General features: G+C 46.9%; 12 protein-coding genes and 5 tRNA genes. 12 read left to right on the forward strand and 5 right to left on the reverse strand.

Features of this window, described 5'->3' with window-relative positions; translation table 11 throughout:
- Positions 1-62: 62 nt before the first annotated feature.
- Both BCT27_RS07365 and BCT27_RS07370 read right to left on the reverse strand, forming a co-directional pair.
- Entirely contained in the window at positions 63-377 is a 315-nt protein-coding gene (locus BCT27_RS07365) for a PTS fructose-like transporter subunit IIB (RefSeq protein ID WP_017010978.1), read from the reverse strand.
- A 94-nt stretch (positions 378-471) separates the two neighbouring features.
- A complete protein-coding gene (locus BCT27_RS07370; protein WP_017010977.1) occupies positions 472-1,524 on the reverse strand; it encodes a PTS fructose transporter subunit EIIC in 1,053 nt (350 codons plus the stop codon).
- Positions 1,525-2,037: 513 nt separating this feature from the next.
- On the opposite strand from BCT27_RS07370, the gene kdgK reads away from it, so the two are divergent.
- The gene (gene kdgK, locus BCT27_RS07375) at positions 2,038-2,964 is read left to right on the forward strand and encodes a 2-dehydro-3-deoxygluconokinase (RefSeq protein WP_102395432.1); all 927 of its coding nucleotides are present in this window, start codon (positions 2,038-2,040) and stop codon (positions 2,962-2,964) included.
- A gap of 60 nt (positions 2,965-3,024) precedes the next feature.
- Here the strand turns inward: kdgK and BCT27_RS07380 are convergent, their stop codons facing one another.
- The 3 genes from BCT27_RS07380 to BCT27_RS07390 form a co-directional block, all read right to left on the reverse strand.
- A complete protein-coding gene (locus BCT27_RS07380) occupies positions 3,025-4,182 on the reverse strand; it encodes a MalY/PatB family protein (protein ID WP_102395433.1) in 1,158 nt (385 codons plus the stop codon).
- A gap of 224 nt (positions 4,183-4,406) precedes the next feature.
- Positions 4,407-5,852 (reverse strand): pyruvate kinase, encoded by a 1,446-nt coding sequence (pyk, locus tag BCT27_RS07385; RefSeq protein WP_102395434.1) that lies wholly within the window; start codon positions 5,850-5,852, stop codon positions 4,407-4,409.
- A 152-nt stretch (positions 5,853-6,004) separates the two neighbouring features.
- Positions 6,005-6,859 carry a MurR/RpiR family transcriptional regulator gene (locus BCT27_RS07390; RefSeq protein ID WP_017010967.1) on the reverse strand — a complete coding sequence of 285 codons (855 nt, stop codon included), beginning with the start codon at positions 6,857-6,859 and terminating at the stop codon, positions 6,005-6,007.
- A 316-nt stretch (positions 6,860-7,175) separates the two neighbouring features.
- Between BCT27_RS07390 and BCT27_RS07395 the strand changes: the two genes are divergently transcribed.
- The 11 genes from BCT27_RS07395 to BCT27_RS07445 all read left to right on the forward strand — a co-directional run bounded on the left by BCT27_RS07395 (position 7,176) and on the right by BCT27_RS07445 (position 19,509).
- Positions 7,176-8,018 (forward strand): SDR family oxidoreductase, encoded by an 843-nt coding sequence (locus BCT27_RS07395; protein WP_102395435.1) that lies wholly within the window; start codon positions 7,176-7,178, stop codon positions 8,016-8,018.
- Between the two features lie 777 nt (positions 8,019-8,795).
- Positions 8,796-9,473: a TetR family transcriptional repressor PsrA gene (gene psrA, locus BCT27_RS07400; RefSeq protein WP_102395458.1), complete on the forward strand. Its 678-nt coding sequence runs from the start codon at positions 8,796-8,798 to the stop codon at positions 9,471-9,473.
- Positions 9,474-9,524: 51 nt separating this feature from the next.
- Positions 9,525-11,819 carry an acyl-CoA dehydrogenase gene (locus tag BCT27_RS07405; protein ID WP_102395436.1) on the forward strand — a complete coding sequence of 765 codons (2,295 nt, stop codon included), beginning with the start codon at positions 9,525-9,527 and terminating at the stop codon, positions 11,817-11,819.
- Positions 11,820-11,972: 153 nt separating this feature from the next.
- Complete coding sequence (gene fabV, locus BCT27_RS07410) at positions 11,973-13,175, forward strand: enoyl-ACP reductase FabV (protein ID WP_102319577.1); 1,203 nt, start codon at positions 11,973-11,975, stop codon at positions 13,173-13,175.
- Positions 13,176-13,458: 283 nt separating this feature from the next.
- Positions 13,459-13,532: transfer RNA gene (locus tag BCT27_RS07415), tRNA-Cys, on the forward strand.
- 3 nt (positions 13,533-13,535) lie between these two features.
- Positions 13,536-13,611 (forward strand) — tRNA-Gly (locus tag BCT27_RS07420).
- An 82-nt stretch (positions 13,612-13,693) separates the two neighbouring features.
- Positions 13,694-13,770 (forward strand) — tRNA-Met (locus tag BCT27_RS07425).
- 34 nt (positions 13,771-13,804) lie between these two features.
- Positions 13,805-13,880 (forward strand) — tRNA-Gly (locus BCT27_RS07430).
- Positions 13,881-14,082: 202 nt separating this feature from the next.
- Positions 14,083-14,169 (forward strand) — tRNA-Leu (locus BCT27_RS07435).
- A 1,194-nt stretch (positions 14,170-15,363) separates the two neighbouring features.
- The gene (locus BCT27_RS07440) at positions 15,364-15,828 is read left to right on the forward strand and encodes a RidA family protein (RefSeq protein WP_017008306.1); all 465 of its coding nucleotides are present in this window, start codon (positions 15,364-15,366) and stop codon (positions 15,826-15,828) included.
- Positions 15,829-16,593: 765 nt separating this feature from the next.
- On the forward strand, positions 16,594-19,509 hold the full coding sequence (locus BCT27_RS07445) for a pyridoxal phosphate-dependent class III aminotransferase (RefSeq protein WP_102395437.1): 2,916 nt from the start codon (positions 16,594-16,596) through the stop codon (positions 19,507-19,509).
- The last annotated feature ends 19 nt before the right edge of the window (positions 19,510-19,528 follow it).

The raw sequence follows: 19,528 nt of genomic DNA on the forward strand, positions 1-19,528 counted from the left end.
AAGAATAGAAAAACGGAGTGGTCTTTTTCAATCCCACTCCGCAACATTTCGTTATCGCTTGATTATGCTTGCGCTAGCATGCTTTCAAGTTTTGCGATGATTTCAGGTGCTTGTTTTGCTGCCTGAGCAACGGTAACTCGAACAATCTTTTTACCGTTGAAACGCTCTTCTTGCTTGATAGCGATGTCTTTAGTTAGAACCACTACATCTGCGCCTTCAACGTCTGCTGCAGTCAGTACGTTTTCGATACCGATAGCGCCTTGAGTTTCGATTTTAACGTCCCAGCCTTTTGCTTTTGCAGCGGTTTCCAAAGCTTCAGCAGCCATGTAAGTGTGAGCAACGCCAGATGGACAAGAAGTTACGCCGATAAGTTTCATAATATTTCTCTCTTTTACACTTTTATTGTTTTTTAGTTCTATTTGGAGCGACAACCGAATTGTGGGTAAATCGCTCCGTTTAATTCATTGTTGCTTAGTCGAAAGACAGCTCTAGTTCTTCTGTATTCGCTTTTGTCTCTTCTTCGCGGTCAGCTACTGGTTTCTTCAGGTAGTTGACGACAAGGGCTGTGGTTGCAGAACCTGCGATAACAGCGATGACATACATCATGCGGCCTTCGACAACCGGTAGAACAATCAGACCACCCCATGGTGCGTGGTTAAGAACGCCTGCCATGAAGGCTACAACGTTACCAACGATACCGCCTGCGATGATGGCTGGGATAACACGTGCTGGGTCATTTGCTGCGAATGGGATTGCACCTTCAGTGATACCGATACAGCCCATGATTGCTGCTGCTTTACCTGCTTCACGCTCTTCTGGAGAGTATTTCTTAGGCGCAAGGAACGTTGCCAGTGCCATACCTAGTGGTGGAACACAGATTGCAACACCAACACCACCCATCAACCAAGGTTGAGTACCTACTTGAGTTTGAGCGAATAGGGTTGCTACTTTGTTGATTGGACCACCCATATCGAATGCAGTCATACCACCTAGAACCGCACCCAGTACCGCTTTAGATGTGCCAGCCATTGATTGCAGGCCTTCGTTCATGAATGCCATGAAGCCTGCGATAGGTTGACCGATTACCCATACAACCAGCGCAGAAACGATGAACGTACCGCCGATTGGAATGATGAAGTAAGTTGAAAGCGCTTTAAGCTTGTTAGAAAGAGGAATGCGCTTAAGTTGCAGAACAACGTAACCAGCGATGAAGCCGACGATGATTGCACCTAGGAAACCTGCTTGTACTTGGTTAGCAAGGTAAGCACCAATCATACCCGGAGCAAGTGCTGGGCGGTCTGCGATAGAGTAGGCGATGTAACCGCCAAGAACAGGAACGAACAGGGTGAAACCTGCGATACCCATGTCCCAAATACCTTCAAGGAACACGCCTTCTGGCACTGCGCCTTTACCGCCTAGCATTACTGACAATGCAAGTAGAACACCACCGGCAACAACGAACGGCAACATGTGGCTGGTGCCCGTTAGTAGGTGTCTTTTTAACTCCGAGAAATCAACTTTCATGTGTAAGACCTTTTTTATAGTTTGACGATTGGATTTAGCGAGATAGATATTTTTTCCCTCTCGTTTATGGGGCTGATTATGCGCTGTGAATCCCGCGCTGGATATTGGACAAATAATCTCTTTACTGGAGAATTGTTGCATGTTGAATTGACTGAGAAGGCAATCACATAAACGCGGTTGTTAATGATTTTTAGTGACTTTCCGCACGTTTAAATCGCCAGAATAATCAAGGTAAGTCAGTGAGAATGCGGTTTGTAAAGGAAAGTTGATTTTATTTGTTAAATAAAATGAGCGAGTTAGATAGGCGAAAGTGAGGGCATAAACAAGCAGTGTAAATCACATTTTTACTGGATAAATAAAGACGACCTTCACATATTCTAGATATACCTAAGACCCTATAAATTAATCTCTGATATCGGAGTTTGAGGTCGATTCGGCGATGCCTATTGCGTTGTGTGATGGATACGTGCTTTGTGGCATATTGGGTGTCAACGCGCTAACGATAAAGGAATGATGTTGAACGTTCGAATTGCACTGATCGGCGAATGCATGGTTGAACTCATCAAACAAGATGGTGAAATGATGCAGGGTTTTGGTGGTGATACGCTAAACACAGCGGTCTACCTAAAAAGGCGGCTTTCTGGCATCCCGAATGACGTTGCGTATGTCACAGGGTTAGGGCGCGACCCTTTCAGTGATGAAATGATGGCCGCGTGGCATGTTGAAGGTATCAATACTGATTTGGTTTCACGTTCACAGAGCAAGCTGCCTGGCATGTACAGCGTGCATACTGATGAGGAAGGGGAGCGCGGCTTTCATTATTGGCGTAGCGATTCCGCGGCGCGATATTGGCTTGAGGGAATGGATGTTTCTGCATTGGTAGAAAAGCTCAGTCATTTTAATGTGATTTACTTGAGCGGAATAAGCCTCGCCATTCTGCCAACTAAAAGCCGTGAAACCTTGTTTGAGGGGCTTGCCGCGCTAAAGGAACAAGGCTGCAAACTGGCGTTTGACAACAATTTTCGTCCTCGGTTATGGGCGTCACGGGCAGAAGCCAATGCGTGTCACCAGCAGATGTTAGCACTCACTGACATCGCGTTGCTGACGTTTGACGATGAACAGGCATTGTGGGGGGATGCAGATGTTGAATCCACGCTATCTCGAACCCAACAGTTCGGTGTGCCCGAGATCGTCATTAAGCGAGGGAGAGCCCCTTGCTTGGTCTATTTCGATGGTATTACTGACGCTGTGGAGGTTGAGCCTGTTAGCAAGGTGGTTGATACGACCGCTGCTGGCGATTCGTTCAGCGCGGGGTATTTGGCGAAGCGATTGCAAGGCGGTTTACCCATTGAAGCGGCAAAAGCGGCACATTCACTCGCAGGATGTGTCATTCAGCATCGTGGCGCGATTATTCCACAAAGCGCCATGCCAAAGGTGTAAATCCTGACAAACAAAAACAGCACCCTTGGGTGCTGTTTTTGTTTGGATTCTACGACGGCATTAAAGCGCCGCAACAGCCGCCTTCATTCTTTTTAAGGCTTCATCCAGTGTTTTTCTTGTACAACCAAAGTTAAGGCGTACAAACCTGCGATTGCCAAAATCTAAGCCCGGAGATAAGCCAACGCCTGCGTCTTCAAAGAAACGATGAGGGTTATCGACGGGTAAACCGCTGCAATCAATCCATGCCAAATAGGTGGCTTCGATGTGTTCGAGCTTCAGGCCTGGGATGGCATTGATTTCAGTCATCAGCAGGTTGCGGTGGCTGGCCAAGTACTTAAGTTGCGCTTGCAGCCATGGCTCTCCATGCTCATAAGCCGCTTCTGCTGCGGTGAAGGCCAATACATTCACGCCCGGCACGATGCCGCGCTTCACTTTGCTAAAGCGTTTGCGGATCTCTGCATTTGGAATAATGGCAATGGATGCACCTAACCCCGCGATGTTGAAGGTTTTACTCGGCGCCATCAGTGTGATGCTGCGTTGAGCGGCACTGTCATTGAGGCTTGCAAAAGGAATGTGGGTGAGCGAATCATCAAGGAGCAGGTCGCAGTGAATTTCATCCGAACATACAAACAGATCATGCTTCTCTGCAAAGGCCAGTGTTACTTCTAGCTCCTCACGACGATAAACCGTGCCGCCTGGGTTAAGGGGGTTACACATTTGGAATAGCCCACCTTTCCCGGTTAACTGTGCTTCTGCTGCGTCTAAATCTGGTAACCAACGGCCTTCATTCAATACGACTGGGGCTTTGACCAATGGCCTTTCCGCAAATTTGGCAGATGAAATGAAAGGCGGGTAAATCGGGCTTGGACTGATGATGGTTTGCCCATCGTGAGTCAGCGCTCTCGCGGCAAGGTTTAAACCGCAGACTAAACCCGGCAAGTAAACCACCCATTCCGGTTCGACCTGCCATTGGTATTTTTCCGCCAAGCGGGCAATGAACAGCTCGGTCAGTTTTTCTGATGAATGTGTGTAGCCAAAAATGCCATGAGATACGCGATCTTGAAGGGCTTCAATCACTTCGGGTGGGGATTGGAAATCGCTGTCTGCAACCCACATAGGCAAGATGTCTTGGCCTTTGTATTTATCCCATTTGTCGCTGTCGGTGCGGCTGCGATCGCGTTCTAGGTCGAAGTTGAATGTCGTTTGGCGTGTTGTCATTGGCTCGTCCTGCGGGTTAGCAATAAAACGAGCTTACTGAATTCGATGCAGCAAGGTAATCAAAACCCGTGCATTTCTTGAAATGGAGCCGAATAAATGAGCTGAGGATAAACGAGCAGGGTGTGGGGATGAGCACTGACTTTAAAAGAACAATGCGCTTCTTTTAAGAGGCGCATTGTTCATAGGAGGTTACATGTAACCTTGTATATCCTAAGACTGGGCGATTAGGTCACAGTGATCATACGCATAGTGTTCGTTGTACCGACATATCCAATGATGTCGCCTTGCGTGAAGATCACCACATCCCACGGCTTCAAATAGCCCATTTCTTTCAGCATCTTAATGGCTTTGTGCGCGACCTCTGGGCCTGCGCCTGTGTCACTTTCAAAATACACGGGCGTGACACCACGGTAGAGCGCAGCGCGGCTAAGTGTCGATTCATGCTGAGAAAGGGCAAAGATGGGCTTGCCCGAACTGATACGCGACATCATTAGCGCTGTCTTGCCCGATTCTGTCAGCGACACCATGGCTTTCACTTTCGGCATGTGGTTTGCCGCGTACATACTTGCCATCGATACCGTTTCCTCAATCAGCTCAAACTCTTTGTTTAAACGGTGGTTAGACACGTTAATGGACGGCATTTTTTCTGCACCTACGCACACTTCCGCCATGGCTTTCACGGTTTCTAGCGGGTAGTCGCCTGCCGCTGTTTCTGCTGAAAGCATTACGGCATCTGTGCCGTCGAGTACGGCGTTTGCCACATCCATGACTTCTGCGCGCGTCGGCATGGGCGCTTTGATCATGGATTCCATCATTTGTGTGGCGGTGATAACACAGCGGTTAAGAGCTCGCGCTCGTCGAATGAGTTTTTTCTGCACACCCACTAACTCTGGGTCACCAATTTCTACCCCAAGATCTCCACGTGCCACCATGACACAGTCAGAGGCTTCGATGATGTCATCGATGTTTTCATCAGTAGCGACGGTTTCTGCTCGCTCTACTTTAGCAACAAGGCGGGTTTCTAATCCGGCATCCCTTGCCAGTGAGCGCGCCAATCGCATGTCATCGCCATTACGCGGGAAAGAGATTGCCAAGTAATCCACGCCAATTTGTGCCGCAGTGAGGATGTCTTGTTTGTCTTTGTCTGTCAGGGCAGGGGCCGACAAGCCACCGCCTTTTTTGTTGATCCCTTTGTTGTTCGAAAGCGGACCGCCCACTGTCACTTCGGTGTGCACACAGGTGCCTTTAACGGAAATGACTTTAAGTTGAACACGGCCATCATCGAGCAACAGAATGTCACCATTAGACACGTCTTTTGGCAGCTCTTTGTAATCAAGGCCGACACGCTCTTGATCGCCTTTGCCTAGAGGAAGGTCACTGTCGAGAATGAATTTATCACCCACTGCTAAGGTGATCTTGCCGTTTTCAAATGTTGAGACACGAATTTTAGGGCCTTGAAGATCGCCTAAGATACCAATGTGTTGCCCCAACTTCGCCGCGATAGTTCTCACTTTTTGTGCCCGCGCCACATGGTCTTCAGCGCTGCCGTGTGAGAAGTTCATTCGGACGACATTTGCACCTGCAGCGATGATCTGCTCAAGCATGTCGTCTTTATCTGTCGCTGGGCCAAGAGTGGTGACAATTTTCGTTCGACGCATCGGTTCAGTCATGAATATCTCCAAAGTGAATGCTTAGTTCAAAAAGCAACAGCATCTCGTACTGCCAAAGTGAATTCCGTATTTGTTAATAAAGTGTAGCCGAGGAGGGTGGTGCGCGGAAAAAAGAGAGAAAAAAGGCAGACTTAGTGTCTGCCTCAAAGCGTTTAGGTGAGTGACTCTTTGTTAAATCGCGAGTCCTTTATGGCGTCTTTCACGCGTTTTAGGTTCTCTCGGAACCCTGGCCCTCGTCGCAACGTAAAGCCTGTTGCCAGCACGTCAATCACTGTCATTTGCACAACGCGACTTGCCATTGGCATATAGATATCAGTGTCTTCAGGTACATCTAGGGTGATGGTTAGTGAGCACACTTTATCCAGTGGCGAGCCTTTTTCGGTAATACCAATAACAGTGGCACCGTTTTCTCTTGCAAGGGTTGCGACATCGACCAGTGATTTGGTACGGCCCGTGTGAGAAATAACCACCACAACATCACCGTCTGAACAGTTAATGCAGCTCATGCGTTGCATGACGATGTCATTGAAACAAACGATAGGAATGTTAAAGCGGAAGAATTTGTTTTGCGCATCGTGCGCGACGGATGCTGACGCGCCAAGACCGAAGAATGAAATCTTCTTGGCTTGTGTCAGTAGGTCAACAGCACGGTTAATTTGGTGTGGATCGATGCTGTTTTTAGCAACATCAAGGCACGCCATGGTGGACTCGAAGATTTTGGCGGTATAGGCGTCAGCACTGTCATGTTCTTCAACGTTGCGGTTTACGTAAGGCGTGCCATTAGCAAGGCTTTGCGCAAGGTGAAGTTTAAAGTCAGGGAAACCTTTAGTGTCCAAACGACGGCAAAAACGGTTGACGGTAGGCTCACTTACATCCGCCAATTTCGCCAAGGTAGCAATGCTCGAATGAATCGCTGTTTGTGGCGACGCAATGATCACCTCAGCGACTTTTCTTTCCGATTTGCTGAAATTTTCAATATTTTTTTGTATTTTTTCTAAGGTATTCATCCAGATTACCGCTTTGCGTCCGCTGTATAATTTATCGGCAGGGTCGTTGATGAAATCTGTAAAACGACAGTACCGACTTGAAGTTTAGGATAAAAAAAATCCTCAATAATGTTATAGATAAGTCTAACGTTTGGTGGTTAGTAAGAACATTTTATTGGGGTTTTGACATTAAAAACTTTGTATTCATTCACGCTTTGAGTTGTTTTATTACACAAGTTCGGAGTTTTTTTTCATCAAAAATTAAACTTTCGCCCTCATGTAGCACGTATTCTGTGCTTTTTTCCGATTACTGAAACTGGATTACAGAGAACTTTCGATGAAGAAACCATATAAAACAGTGTCCGTATGCGGATGCGGCTGGCTAGGATTGCCATTGGCCGAATCTCTGGTTCAATCGGGCTATCATGTCTTTGGCTCGAAGCGTGTTCAAACTGACGCCGACGCGCTAAGTGCAAAAGGGATCCAAGGGGTGTGTTTCGATGTGTATGCACCGACTGCTTCCCCTGGTATCGATACTCTGTTTAGTGCTGACGTGCTCGTTGTGAATATCCCACCCGGTAGGCGTGACTTTGAGCGCGCACGTTTTGTTAACGCCATGAAATCTTTGGTAGATACCGCAAAACAACAGGGCGTGAAACAGCTCATTATTGTAAGTACCACCTCTGTCTATGGGGAAGTCACGGGTAACGTAACAGAAGAGACGGTTTGCGTGCCAAGCACAGAATCTGGCAAGGCGCATCGAGAGATTGAAGACCACGTATTAAAGACGTTTCCTGAAACGGGCGTTGTGTTGAGATTTTCTGGACTCATTGGTGCAGAGCGACACCCTGCGAAGCATCTTGCTGGAAGGGAAGGCATTGCCAACGGCAATGACCCTGTGAATTTGATTCATCGTGATGACTGTATTCAAGCGATCTCCCTCATTATTCATCAGCAAATTGGCGGGGAGATTCTGCACCTCAGTGCCGATGCTCACCCAACGCGGGCGGAATTTTATGCTTGGGCTGCGGGGGAGATGGGGTTGCCACTGCCCACCTTCGAGCTGACGGGGGGAGAAGGGAAATGTATTTTGGCTCAAGGGACGCTCGACACGCTAAAGATGACACTGAAGTATCCGTCGCCTTTTGATATGCCATTGCCGGTTGTGAGTGCTGAATAAGGCGCGCATCGTTGCAAGCACGCTCAGTCCTAAACACGTATTTAGGACGGGACAACAGGTAAAAAAAAGCCCGCTTCATAGAAGCGGGCAACATAAATGTTTTGTAACTAGGAGTAAGAAAAAGCAGCAGCATTTAGCGATAAGTTAGAAATCATGTTTGGCGGCCAGCTATACATTTAAAGGCACTTATTCGCTATCTACATATACTCTGACGCCCCGTGTTTTGTTTAGTTCAAAATAAATTCACTTTTTTACGAATTTCTTTTCTCTCTCCTTTTCTATACCGCTTTGATCCCAATCTAAACCCATGCGCTGAATGCGTTCCTTTTTCGGATTGCTGTGTTCGTCTGAGAAGACATGTTGCCTGAGTTGACATCGTCGTGAGTAAAAAGGAGGGGCAAATGGCAGGGAATCGACAGTAAAAGGGGAAAGGTGAGAGGAAAAGACAAAGGAAAACTGTTTTAGAACCAGCAAGATGAAAAAAAGCCCGTACGCAAATTGGCGTTACGGGCTTCAGAAGATCAAAACTTCTTAAGAAAAAGCAGTGGCATTATATGTGACCTGTCGCTGTTGGATTTGTTCCCGCTGTCTTCGATTTTTTTCTCGAAAATGAGCATTTATTTTTTCTTTTAAACGAAAAATGCTTAGATAACAACAGGATAATTTTTGTGACTTTATTTTGAATTTGATTGCGGTCACGCCTCCAATTGTTTTTGGCTTGTTATTAATGCTAACGAGATGTAAAGTTAAACAGGTGTTTAATACAGGTGAATGAAAATGGCAGGGAAAGGCGAAACTAAGGGCAAAATCCTTGATGCGGCAGAACAGCTTTTTGCTGAGCATGGCTTCAAAGACACCTCGCTGCGTACTATCACAAGTAAAGCAGGTGTTAATTTGGCGTCTGTGAACTACCACTTTGGTGACAAAAAGTCTCTAGTTCGCGCTGTCCTCGAAAGATATTTAGAGCAGTTCATGCCTCAGTTAGAGAATGAGCTGAAAGCACTCCTCACTGAAGACAATGTCTCTATGGACGACGTCTTCGCTTGCACAAAAAAACCACTTCTTGAGCTTGATAAGTTTCGCCGTCATGGCGCGTCTGTGTTTATGCAACTTATCGGCAGAGGTTATACCGACGTGCAAGGTCACTTGAGGTGGTTCATTACAACCCGCTACAGCGGTGTTCTCTCTTTGTTTACTAAGGCTGTCTCAAAAGCCAACCCTACACTTAAACCAGAACACATTTTCTGGCGTTTGCACTTCACACTTGGTGCAGCAATTTTCACTATGGCGTCGAATGTGGCACTGAGTGAAATTGCGGAGAACGATTTTGGTCATACGGTCTCAATAGAAGAAATTTTAGACCGATTGATCCCTTATCTTGCTGCAGGTGTAGATGCTTCTGTAAGCAAAGAATTAATGCTAGTGCCGAGTGATTCATCACTGAGTGCGAGCTAAAGAATAATAAGAAAGTAAATTAACGTCTTACGAAACAAAAGGATCTGAATCATGAGCTCTCAACCATCACTAAGAAGACGCTACCTCAGCGATCCGGCGTTTAAGTTTTTCAAAAAAGTCCTTCCTCCACTTTCCGAAACAGAGCGTGAAGCCATGGAAGCGGGGAGCGTTTGGTGGGATGGAGAACTGTTTGCAGGTAACCCTGATTGGCGCACACTGCTTCAATACCCGAAACCACGTCTTTCTGACGAAGAACAAGCGTTCGTTGATAATCAACTCGAAACGCTTCTAGAGATGCTGGATGATTTCGACATTGTTCAGCAGCGCAAAGATTTGCCGCCAGAAGTGTGGGCGTATCTGAAAAAAGAGAAGTTCTTCTCACTGATCATTTCAAAAGAATTTGGTGGTCTCGCGTTCTCGGCCTATGCGAATTCGACGATCGTCTCTAAGATCGCGACACGCAGTTTGAGTGCGGCAGTGACAGTGATGGTACCCAACTCGTTAGGCCCAGGTGAACTTCTGACTCACTATGGTACCGACGCGCAAAAAAACTACTGGTTGCCACGTCTAGCGAACGGCGAAGACGTGCCATGTTTTGCACTGACTGGCCCAGAAGCAGGCTCTGATGCGGGCTCTATCCCTGATAAGGGTGTGGTTTGCATGGGCAAGTTTAATGGTGAAGATGTACTGGGTATCCGCTTGACGTGGAACAAACGTTACATCACGCTTGCGCCGGTTGCCACGGTTCTCGGTTTGGCATTCAAGCTTGACGATCCTGATGGTTTGATTGGCGACACTGAAAACCTCGGCATTACCTGCGCATTGATCCCCGCGGATCACGAAGGCGTTGAAATTGGTGAACGTCACAACCCACTCGGCTTGGCGTTCATGAATGGTCCTACACGTGGTGAAGATGTTTTCATCCCGATGGATTGGGTCATCGGTGGTCAAGACTACGTGGGCAAAGGCTGGCGCATGCTGGTGGAATGTCTGTCAGCAGGTCGTGGTATTTCTCTGCCGGCTCTTGGCACCGCTGTTGGTCATCTGGCAGCTCGCACAACAGGCGCATATTCGTACGTACGTAAGCAATTCGGCATGAACATCGGTAAGTTTGAAGGTGTAGCGGAAGCGCTAGGCCGTATCGGTGGGTATACCTACATGTTGGAAGCAGCCCGTACGCTGACGACTACCTCGCTAGATATGCATGAGAAACCAGGGATCGTGACAGCGATTGCTAAATATCATATGACAGAGCTGGCGCGAACGATTTTGAATGACTCAATGGATATCCATTCAGGTCGTGCTATTCAGCTTGGTCCTCTTAACTACATTGGCCATCACTACTTTGGTATGCCTGTGGCTATCACGGTGGAAGGGGCGAATATACTGACGCGTAACCTCATGATCTTTGGTCAAGGTGCGACACGCTGTCACCCTTATGTTCTTAAGGAAATGGAAGCGGCGGCGAACACTGACGATAACAAAGGCGCAGAAGAATTTGATGCCTTGCTGATCAAGCACATCAGTTTTGCTACGAAGAACGTCTTTAAGTCATTCGGGAATGCGTTTACACGCTCTCGCTTTATCCATTCGCCAGTGTCTGGTGAAACCGCTGACTACTACCGCCAATTGTCACGCATGAGCCGAGCGCTTGCAGTGACTGCGGATGTGTCAATGTTGACGTTAGGTGGTGAACTTAAACGTCGTGAGATGATTTCAGCGCGATTGGGCGATGTGTTGAGTAACCTTTACTTGGCATCGGCTGTGCTTAAGCGTTTTGAAGATGAAGGTCGTCAGCAATCAGACCTTCCACTTGTCCATTACTCGCTCCAGCATTGTTTGAACAAATGTGCGATTGCTTTTGATGGTGCATTCAATAATTTCCCACGTAAAGGCGTTGGCTCTTCTCTACGTGCGCTGCTGTTCCCATTGGGCATGCATTTCAAAGCACCTTCTGATGACGTTGCGGTAGAGATTGCGAACTTATTGATGACACCTGGCGCGCACCGCGAGCGACTCACGCACCTTTGCTATGTCGGCAACAAGGAAACAGATCCTGTTGCAATCATGGAGCGTGCGTTTGAAGCCATGCAATCAATCCGACCGATTGAGAAGAAAATGGCCGTCGCCGCGAAGAATGGTCAAATTGCGAGAAAAGGCCCGCTAGCAGATCGTCTTGCCCAAGCCCTTGAGCAAAACGTGCTGACGGAAGATGAGATTGAGCAAGTGAAAAAGGCTGACGCACTGCGTTCTAAAGCCATTCAAGTTGATAACTTTGACCCGTCTTGGTTTGCACCAGCAGACACTGCATCTGCAGGAAAAGGGAAAAAAGGTAAGGCTGCGTAATTCAATCTCTTACTTTAAAAACGCCGCATTTGCGGCGTTTTTTGTAGCTAACACCTCCAACCACTGCCTCAAACCCACCTTTTACAACAAAATTGAGTGCCAAAACAAGATGAAGTATTTATCCTAAGCCCAACTTTGTAAGGAAGGTTGAATATGATCATCAAACCGAAAATTCGCGGATTTATCTGTACGACGACGCATCCAAAAGGCTGTGAAGCTAACGTTAAAGAGCAAATCGAATACACCAAAGCCCAAGGTCCTATCGCAAACGCACCGAAGCGTGTGCTGGTAATTGGTTCATCAAGCGGCTACGGCATGTCATCGCGCATCGCTGCGGCGTTTGGCGGCGGTGCGGCGACCATCGGTGTCTTCTTTGAAAAACCAGGGACTGAGAAGAAGCCTGGTACAGCGGGTTGGTACAACACTGCTGCATTCGACAAATTTGCAAAAGAAGAAGGTCTCTACAGCAAGAGCTTGAACGGTGATGCTTTCTCTGATGAAGCAAAACGCAAAGCGATTGAACTGATTAAAGAAGATTTGGGCCAAATCGACATGGTGGTTTACTCGTTGGCATCGCCAGTGCGTAAATTGCCTAAAACCGGTGAAGTGGTACGTTCGTCTCTGAAACCGATTGGTGAGACGTACACATCAACAGCGGTTGATACGAATAAAGACGAAATTATCCAAGCAAGCGTAGAGCCTGCAACCCAAGAAGAAATCAAAGACACCATTACCGTTATGGGTGGCGAAGATTGGGAATTGTGGATGCAAGCCTTGTCTGATGCAGATGCATTGGCTGACGGCTGTAAAACAGTGGCATACAGCTATATCGGTACTGAACTAACGTGGCCTATCTACTGGGACGGTGCGCTAGGCCGTGCGAAGATGGATCTGGACCGTGCAGCATCAGCATTAAATGACAAATTGTCTACCACAGGTGGCAGCGCGAATGTGGCCGTACTGAAAAGTGTTGTCACACAAGCGAGCTCAGCAATCCCAGTTATGCCTCTCTATATAGCGATGGTGTTTAAGAAGATGCGTGAGCAGGGCGTTCACGAAGGCTGTATGGAACAAATCTACCGTATGTTCAGCCAGCGTCTCTATAAAGAAGATGGCACAGCGCCTGACGTGGACGATAAGAACCGTCTACGTTTGGATGACTGGGAACTGCGCGATGACATTCAACAGCATTGTCGTGATCTATGGCCTCAAATTACGTCAGAGAACTTGAAAGAACTGACGGATTACGCTGAGTACAAAGAAGAGTTCCTGAAATTGTTCGGTTTTGGTGTCGTAGGCGTAGATTATGACGCAGATGTAAACACAGAAATCGACTTCGACGTTCAAGCTATTTAAGTTTTTCCGTCTCTAAAATGAAAAAAGCCAGTCACTATGTGCTGGCTTTTTTGTTTTTGAAACAACCCTGCTAGATAGTTTTTGATGAAAATTTCCAGTCAAAATTGCTAAAAGTTTGATCAATGTGGCTGATATTTATCATATTTGGTTGATAAAGAAGCAAACGAACAAAAACGACATAATTAATGCGTGACAGCCTCAAAAAGTTAGGTAGAATGCGGCCCATACCAACGAGGAAGACAACTTCTAAGTGAGTATGAACCCCTCGGGGTTGGGAAACAAAGGCGCGTTGGCAGAGTGGCTATGCAGCGGATTGCAAATCCGTGTACCTCGGTTCGACTCCGGGACGCGCCTCCATTTGCGACACTAGCTCAGCTGGTAGAGCGCAACCTTGCCAAGGTTGAGGTCACGAGTTCGAACCTCGTGTGTCGCTCCAAATTTTTGTTCTTGATGTTGTCAGGAATGAAGCCATGTTAGACATGGTAAAGCCTACGCCGTGCTTTGAACGGTTAATCGGACGCGGGATGGAGCAGTCTGGTAGCTCGTCGGGCTCATAACCCGAAGGTCGTTGGTTCAAATCCGGCTCCCGCAACCACATTATGTTATTCGACGTTACGTCGTGTGACTATGCGACACTAGCTCAGCTGGTAGAGCGCAACCTTGCCAAGGTTGAGGTCACGAGTTCGAACCTCGTGTGTCGCTCCAAACACTTCTCTTCGGAGAAACAATTTCCGATTCGTCGGAAATGCAACACGCAAGAAGCCCTTGCCAAGGTTGAGGTCACGCCTAAGCCTTGAAGATCGGGAACCTCGTGTGTCGCTACAAACATTGACTTTCATTTTGATGAAAGTAAGTATGCAGAAATGCATGCGACGATGGTGCCTATCATCGCAATAAAGAATTGCGTGCCCTGGTGGTGGAATTGGTAGACACAAGGGATTTAAAATCCCTCGACGTTCGCGTTGTGCCGGTTCAAGTCCGGCCCGGGGCACCATCTATAACGACGGCTCACAAGCTTGCTTGTGGGCCGTTTTTATTTTCCGCGCTCTACATTCTCATCCATGGTCTTTGACCTTTACGCCTTGTTGCGTTTCAAGACCAGCATCAGTGCTTCTTACAAAACGCTCACCTGAAACCCTCGTACTCTTTTTTAAAAGCCGTATATAGCGTCCTAGATATTACTCTGAGAGGCATTCTTTCTATTCCATCGTAATGGAACTGTGTATCTCGTATCGCTAGACGTTGCTACATGTCGTTATAGCGAGAGAGTGATGTGGTTTTACTTTAAGGGACTGTTGTAAGCCGTTTTGTGTTTATCTTGAGTTTTCTTCCCTTGTCTTCTTGGCGCACAATGAAGACCCTCGTGATTGAATATTCGGTGTACCGATCGTGGTGTTGATAAACATATAGCGAAAGATTCACTGAGAGGTGAGCTGAATTGGTGTTAAAGATGCTTTCTCTCGGCTTAAGCAACACTGACATATTTTTGATGGAGAGCAGCAATGCTTTCCTCCTGCAGATCAATTTACACTGTCGCTCCTTCTACTTTTTTGTCGCTTTCGATTTGAGCCATAGTGAAAAATAGTGCGAGGGAGAGCGGAGGATCGTGTTTTATGATCGCTTAGGATCCTTTTTTCGATCATGTGATAGGTAAGAAAGGATCCTTATTCATTGATCATTGAAGTCGACATTCATTGAGAGAGATGCAGGGAATTTTAACAAATAGATCTGAATATAAGATCGTTCATTACGCTGACCTAGGTAAGGTAAATTAAAACGGTTATTCAAAGACAGCAGATATTTATAAGGCTGCGCTGCACCCTTGGTGCTGCAGTTGTGCTGCATCAGGGCTCTACGAGACTGTATGATAGAACACGCTGTGTAGGTTGGGTTAGTGAGGGGAAATAAGCTGATATTCTGCGTAAAGGATCCTTGGATTCAGCATCGAAACTGATACGAATATTAATTGGAATTCGAATGATAAGGAAAAAATGATCGCAATGAATAATGGCAGACGATCTTTATCTTCGATCTTCGTTTTTGATAAACTAGTTATAAAAGTGAAATAATATTTAACAGATATGTGGCATTAAAGAGAATGTTTGTTATCCTTTGACAGGATGGTGTATTTATTAGCCACCTTCGTAAACTAAAACGTTATCTAAAACGCGGTTGAGAGCCAGTAATTATGGATGCAGAAACAATTGTCATGGAATCTGGTGTGGTATTGCCAAAGTTAACCAATCCGACTGGAGATTTAGGACACGGTTTTCAAACCGGAAATTTACTGTTTATTTCATATAAAGGACCTCACTCCACAACGGGAAAAGTAGGTCAGAATATTTCTGTTGAAGATGCTTATGAGTACTCGAGAGAGATTGGCTTATACTTGTTGTCGGCTATTCAGCATGATTTAGGATCATTAAATAACGTCGCTCGCGTTGTTAAAGTGATAGGTCTGGTTAACAGTGACCCATCATTTATTAACCACCCTAAAGTCATTGAAGGCTGTTCAGATCTTTTTGATGAAATATTCGGTGAAACTGAAAAAGACTCGCGTATTGCTGTGGGGGTGAGTTCGTTACCTGACAATATGCCGGTAGAGATTGAAGCCGTTTTTGAAGTTCGAACGCCGTGTAAAATAGCGTCTTAATATCTGTCCTTCCTTTTTGCTGTGTGTATCTGACTTCTCAGATGCAAAGACGGCTGCGCCCTGCATTTCTCGTATCTCGCTTTCCTATCCTCATAAATAATATATTTAACAGTATGTTAAACCCACTTTGAGCATTAACCATATAAATATAGTGGTTTAATGTCCAAATAGGCAAGGCTGCATACGTTTTAAGGCTGTTAAAACCCCACAACAAAATTGAGTGTTATTTTTTATCAATTGGTTAAAGAATTTTCTTGTGTTCGAAAATCACGCTGTGTTACCTTTCGCAACAATCTCGAACATCAGTTTTTCGGGGCACACGTGACAATCTGTAAATTCACAGAATGTTGCAAGTAGGTACTGGAGGTTTCACTCCAGTAGAAGGGCATTGATAGAGCTGTCCGGCCGAGAGGTTAGGGGCATATTGAGGAACCCAACAGTGATTAAGTTATCCACTCACTTCGCTTTCGTTCTACCACATTCCAGTATTATTACTGAGCCTTGATCATCCCGATCAATTGAGGCTTTAATCTCGCGTTGACCAAACATATGAATGTATTTATGTGCTTAGCTGCGTGCGTTTTCTTTGCCTCTACCACACGTTTGCCTCCGCGTCGTGAACGATCACGCGCATAGGTTAATGCTCTTCAATAAAAGAGCGTGTGTTTCATTTGACACTTTTATCTCCAAGAACTCAGCGTTCATGCCATTTAGGTTGGTCGTTCGAGGAAGATGTTCTTGAAGAAGTCGGATGATAAGACAAGGATGAACATTGTAATTATGAACTACACCACCGACACTTTGGGCGAAAACATTGAAAGCCCAATCCCTGTTTTGCAAGGCCTGCACGATTTAACGCCCGATGAGCTATTACTCAGCCAAGAGCACTATGAGTCTGAAGTCCGTTCTTATCCGCGCCGACTGCCCGTTGCGATTGCTAAAGCATCAGGGGTTCTTGTGGAAGACAGCCGTGGCCAAACGTATCTCGACTGCCTTGCAGGCGCGGGTACACTAACCCTCGGTTATAACCATCCAGAAATTAATCAGGCATTGATTGAGCAGTTAAACGCTGGTATTCCGTATCAAACGCTCGATATCACGACCCCCGCTAAAGACCACTTCATTCGTGAATTGATGGCATTTCTGCCGCAAGATTTCTCTGAAAATACCAAAGTGCAGTTTTGTGGGCCTTCTGGTGCCGATGCGGTCGAAGCCGCTATTAAGTTGGCAAAACAAACCACGGGCCGAAATACCATTGCTGCATTCCACGGTGCTTATCATGGTATGACCAATGGCACGATGGCAATGATGGGTAACCTTGGCACTAAATCACGCCGTCAAGGTTTAATGGCGGATGTACACTTTCTGCCATTTCCTTACGATCTGCGCTGTCCGTTTGGTCTTCAAGGGGAGCAAGGCGCACGCCAAGGGCTTCGCTATATTGAGCGTATGCTGGCAGACGACGAAAGCGGTGTTCAAAAACCTGCAGCCATCATCGTCGAGCCTGTACAAGGCGAGGGTGGGGTGATTCCAGCCCCTGCGTTTTGGCTACAAGAGTTACGCCGTATTACCGAAGAAAATGGCATTTTGCTGATCTTCGATGAAATCCAGTGTGGTATCGGCAAAACTGGCGAGCACTTTGCGTTTGAAGAATCTGGCGTTAAACCCGACATTTTATGCCTATCAAAAGCCGTCGGCGGCGGCTTACCAATGTCATTGTTGGTGTTTGATAAGGAAATTGATACCTGGTTACCAGGTGAGCACACTGGCACGTTCCGTGGCAATCAACTTGCCATGGTTTCAGGTGCGAAAGCGATGGAAATCATTCGTCGCGATAATCTTGCAAATAAGGCCAAAATCACCGGTGACTATCTTCGCCGTGGACTTGAAAAGATCGCACTCACAACCAGCTGCATCGCTGAAGTGCGTGGCAAAGGCCTCATGCTGGGCGTTGAGATTTGCGACCCTGAGGGTGGCAAAAACAAGTTTGGCGAACCGCTTTCTGCGCCTGAATTAACCATCGCCATTCAACGCGCAGCGCTAGAGCGCGGTTTGATCATCGAAAAAGGTGGGCGTGAAGGTTCAGTGCTGCGTTTCTTACCGCCGATCATCATTTCGTTCGAGCAAATCGACTTTGCGCTAAAGGCGTTGCAAGACGCGATTGAATCATTGGTTGAACCGACACAGGCGGTTCAGCCTGCCGATACGTTGCAACAGAACTGGCGTGATCACTTTATCCATACGGGTAAAGATGGCGCAGAGAGTTTTGAAGCGGCGATGAACGCAACCACACAAGCACTGAAGAAGATCTTCGAAAACACCGAATCGCCTTACAGCGGCATTGACCCTACGGTGTTGGCGTCTCAAATTCGTCATGCGAACTTGGGTGAAACACCGCAGTCATTGGACGACGTGATCGAAGAAACCAGCGATCTTATCGCGAAGAACTCGATCATTGTTCAACACCCTCACTGTATTGCTCACCTGCACACACCACCGCTGATCCCTGCTGTTGCAGCAGAAGCCTTTATCACGGCGTTGAACCAATCCATGGATTCGTGGGATCAGGCCAGTGCAGCGACCTTCGTTGAGCAAGAAGTGACAGATTGGTTATGCCAGCGCTTTGGCTTTGATGAAAAAGCTGATGGCGTGTTCACCAGTGGCGGCACGCAAAGTAACTTGATGGGTCTGTTGATGGCGCGAGATAACGCTATCGAGAAGATCTCAGGGACGGATGTTCAAAAAGACGGCTTGCCAGATTACGCGGACAAACTGCGTGTTATTAGCTCGAAAAACTCGCATTTTACCATGCAAAAGTCCGCGTCATTGTTGGGATTAGGTGAGCATGCAGTTATCTGTGTCGATACTTACAGCGACGGCACGATGGACATTGAGTCTGCCGATGCGACATTGGCTGCGTTGAAAGCCGAAGGCTTGATTCCTTTCGCAATAACAGGCACGGCGGGTACGACTGATCACGGTGCGATTGACGATCTAGACGATGTCGCGATGTTGGCGGAAAAACACGGCCTATGGATGCACGTTGATGCGGCCTATGGCGGTGCCTTAATGCTAAGTCGACACCATGCGCGTCTAGAAGGTATTGAACGTGCTGATTCGTTGACCATCGATTTCCACAAAATGTTCTTCCAACCAATCAGTTGTGGTGCAGTGATCCTCAAAGACAAAAACCACTTTGGGTATATTCGCCACCATGCCGACTACCTCAACCGTGAAGAAGACGTTCTGCCGAACTTGGTCGATAAGTCTATTGCGACAACGCGCCGCTTCGACGCACTCAAACTATGGATGACGTTGCAGAACGTAGGGCCGCAAGCGCTCGGTTCTATGGTTGATCACTTGCTAAACCAAACGCAGCTTGTGGCTGACATGGTTAACAACCGATCTCAGTTTGAACTGCTGGCAGCACCGTGTTTGTCGACGGTTCTGTTTAGATATGTGGGCGTGAATCAAGGTCTCGATCTTGATTACCTCAACAAGCAAATCCGATTAGACGCTCTGGTGAAAGGGCGCGCCGTCGTGGGTGAAACCGTGGTGGATGGAAACGTGGCACTGAAGTTCACGCTCCTCAATCCATGTTTGAAACTCAGCGACTTCGATAGTTTGTTGAATGAATTAGAGAGCCTTGCTGACGATGCGGTTAAGCAAGTTCAGGGTTGAATATTGAGTTTGATGTCTT

Origin of the sequence: Enterovibrio norvegicus (assembly GCF_002876705.1) — a bacterium.
Classification (GTDB): Bacteria; Pseudomonadota; Gammaproteobacteria; order Enterobacterales; family Vibrionaceae; genus Enterovibrio; species Enterovibrio norvegicus_B.